Raw genomic sequence first — 3,540 nt, forward strand, 5'->3', positions numbered from 1 at the left:
GAAGGCATCAAGAACCCGTATGTGTATGTAGTGAAAAACAACACAGCCGTGATTCAGAAAATTACGGTTGGTCGTGAAATCGGTGAAAACATCGAAGTTATTGCAGGCTTACAAGCAGGCGAAGAAGTAGTAACAAGCGGCCAAATCAACTTGACCGACGGCAGCAGTATTATTAAAACATCAAATAAGTAATTGGTTATTGGGGAATTGGTTACTGGAGAATTAGTTACTAGTTATTAGTGAATTTGTTATTAGATATAAATTTCAAGAACTAACCAGTAACCAATAACAAGTCAACCAATAACAAATAACCAGTTCCCAAGTCAACCTGTCAACAAATAACTATCAAGAAAATGTCAATAACCGAAATATCAATCAAACGCCCGTTGCTAATTACGGTGTTTTTTGTGACCTTGATTTTGTTTGGTTTTATAAGCTATAAGCAATTAAATTACAATTTATTGCCTAAGTTTGAAGCCAACGTAATTATGGTACAAACCGTTTATCGTGGTGCATCTTCTGACGAGATTCAGAACGTAGTAACAAAACCCATCGAAGAAGCCATTTCGGCCATCGAGGGTATAGATAAAATTTCTTCAATTTCATCAGAAGGAGTTTCAATCGTAACGGTTCAGCTCAAATCTGGTATCAATACACTTGATGCCCAACGTGACGCCGAACGAAAAATCAACCAAATTAAATCAACATTACCCGATGATGCCGACGACCCAGTGGTCAACCGTTTCAATACTGACGAGATTCCTGTGCTTCGTATCAGTGCCTCGGCCAATATGTCGGAGCCAGAATTATACGATTTAATCGACCAAAAAATCAAGCCTGTCCTTTCAAACGTGGCGGGTGTCGGTACGGTAAGGCTTATCGGTGGAAGCGAGCGTGAAATTCAAGTAAACTTAGATAATACGAAACTTCAAGCCTATAATATTTCGTCGGCACAAGTCAATCAAATGATTGCCAGCAGCAATAGTTCGTTTCCTGCGGGTAGTGTTTTGAGCGAAAACAATAGGGTTTCGATTAGACTTGACGCCAAATTAGTCAAAGTAGATGAATTACGTAATCTGATTATTCGCCAAAACGTTGACGGAAGCCGAGTTTTATTGAAAGACCTCGCCATCATCACCGACGGACAAACCGAAGCAAAAACACTCAACCGAAATAACGGTCAAGCAGGTATTGGTATCGAAATCGTAAAACAAGCCGATGCCAATGCAGTAGATGTGAGTAAATCGGTAAAAGAGACTTTGAAAAATATCAAAGCTACTTACACTTCAAAAGGCTTTAACTACGATATTGCGGCCGACCAATCAATTTATACACTCGCTTCGGCCGATGCCGTTGTGCATGATTTGTTCTTGGCGATTATCATCGTGGCAGCCGTGATGCTATTCTTTTTACATAGTTTCCGTAGCTCCATGTTTGTATTGGTGGCCATTCCTTCGGCCATGATTCCTACTTTTATTCTGATGTACGTCTTTGGCTTTTCACTCAATCTCATGACGCTCATGGGGCTTTCGTTGGTGGTAGGTATCTTGGTCGATGATAGTATCGTGGTTTTGGAAAATATTTATCGCTACCTCGAAATGGGCAGAAACAAAGTTCAAGCAGCCATCGAAGGTCGTCAGGAAATTGGTTTTACGGCCCTTGCTATTACCTTAGTTGACGTCGTAGTATTTTTGCCTTTGTCAATGAGTGGAGGTTTGATTGGAAATATCTTGCGTGAGTTTTCGTTGGTGGTGGTTTTCTCTACACTCATGAGTTTATTGGTTTCGTTTACGCTTACGCCACTTTTGGCTTCGCGATGGGGGAAAGTTGAAATTTTGAGCAAAAACAGCCTTTGGGGAAGAATCAACTTAGCTTTTGAACGTTTTCTAACTGGTTTACAGACAGATTATGGCAAAATGTTAGGTTGGGCTTTGAATCATAAACGTTGGGTTTTAATAGTGATATTGGCCATGTTTGTTGGTTCGATTTCTTTGCTAAGTGCAGGCTTTATCGGCACGGCTTTTACGGGTTCGGGCGACCGCGGCGAATTTGCAATTCAACTCGAAATGTCGCCACAAACGCCACTGGCACAAACTAACCTTATGACTAAAAAAGTAGAAGAATTACTACTTCAAAAACCAGAAGTTGAGAAAGTTTTTGCCAATATCGGTACACAAACGGGTGCGATGGGTTCGGGTAATTCAAATTCAAATATCTCAGAAATTTCAGTAACACTCGTTGATAAACAAAAACGTAAACTTTCGACCGATGCTTTCGGCGATATGATACGAAACGAAGTAGCCAAAATTCCAGGAGTAAAAGTGGTGATTCGCCCCGTGAGTATCACAGGCGGTAGCGAAGCTCCGATTCAGATTGCCATCAAAGGTGTAGATATGGATAAAATCAAGGCCGTAGCCCGAGATGTGAAAGAAGTTGTGAAAAAAACTGCTGGAACAGATTACGTAGAGTTTAGTACGAAAAGCCCAAAAACTGAGATTTCGATTCAATTAAATCGTGATAAAATTTCGCAAGCGGGCTTGAGTGTACCAGAAGTTGGTGGTGCAATTCAGTTGGCTTTCAGAGGAAACGACCAATCGAAATTCAAACAAGCGGGCGAAGAATATCCAATCAATATTTCACTCGAAAAATCAGACAAACGTTCCATTGAAAATATCAGAGAATTGACACTTCGCACCAATCGTGGAGCAATCGTAAAATTGAAAGATATTGCCGATGTAAACGAAATTGTCGGACAAGCAATTTTGGAGCGTTCTGACCGCATGAATTCAATTAAAGTTACAGCCTCAACGGTTGGACGTGCAACAGGTACGGTTGTGGCCGATATTCAGAAAGAAGTAGCCAAACTCAAAGTGCCAGACGGCATCGTGATTGAATATCAAGGGGAAGCACAACGCCAAAAAGATGCTTTCGGTAGCTTAGGATTGGCTTTTGGCTTGGGTATTTTGTTGGTTTACCTCATTATGGTTGCTCTTTACGAAAGTGTGGTTTATCCGTTTGTGGTACTTTTCTCGATTCCAGTTGCCTTGATTGGTGCCTTACTGGCCTTGGCTCTTACGATGGAATCGCTCACAATTTTTGCCATCGTTGGTTTGATTATGCTCTTAGGTTTGGTGGCCAAAAACGGTATCCTTATCGTTGACTTTACAAACCATCTCAAAGAACAAGGAATGTCGGTAAAAGAAGCACTCGTTGAAGCAGGAAAAGAGCGTTTACGCCCAATCTTGATGACAACCATCGCCATGATTGCGGGTATGTTGCCAATTGCTTTGGCATCTGGCTCAGGTGCAGAAGTGAAAAACGGAATGGCTTGGGTAATTATCGGAGGTCTTACAAGCTCGCTTTTCTTGACCTTATTCTTAGTTCCTTCGATGTATATGATTATCGAATCTTTGAAAAATAGGGTTTTAGGAATAAGCAATGGCAAGAAAAAATCAAAAAAAGTAGCCGAACCAGTGCTTGATTAATACAGATTGATATCAAATCAAAAAGCCCCAAAGTCAATGCTTTTGGGGCTTTTTT

The 3,540-nt window shown here is 40.9% G+C and carries 1 protein-coding gene and 1 pseudogene; both read left to right on the forward strand.

Annotation, left to right across the window (positions count from 1 at the left end):
• A pseudogene (locus tag ACOVO2_RS14380) lies at window positions 1-192 on the forward strand (efflux transporter periplasmic adaptor subunit); the annotation flags it as partial.
• Between the two features lie 161 nt (window positions 193-353).
• Complete coding sequence (locus tag ACOVO2_RS14385) at window positions 354-3,485, forward strand: efflux RND transporter permease subunit (protein ID WP_421770647.1); 3,132 nt, start codon at window positions 354-356, stop codon at window positions 3,483-3,485.
• The last annotated feature ends 55 nt before the right edge of the window (window positions 3,486-3,540 follow it).

Source organism: Emticicia sp., assembly GCF_049241225.1.
GTDB lineage: Bacteria > Bacteroidota > Bacteroidia > Cytophagales > Spirosomataceae > Emticicia.

Bases quoted from the DNA above. Each gene is read 5' to 3' on its own strand.
- ACOVO2_RS14385 (WP_421770647.1), top strand. From the start codon at position 354: ATGTCAATAACCGAAATATCAATCAAACGCCCGTTGCTAATTACGGTG.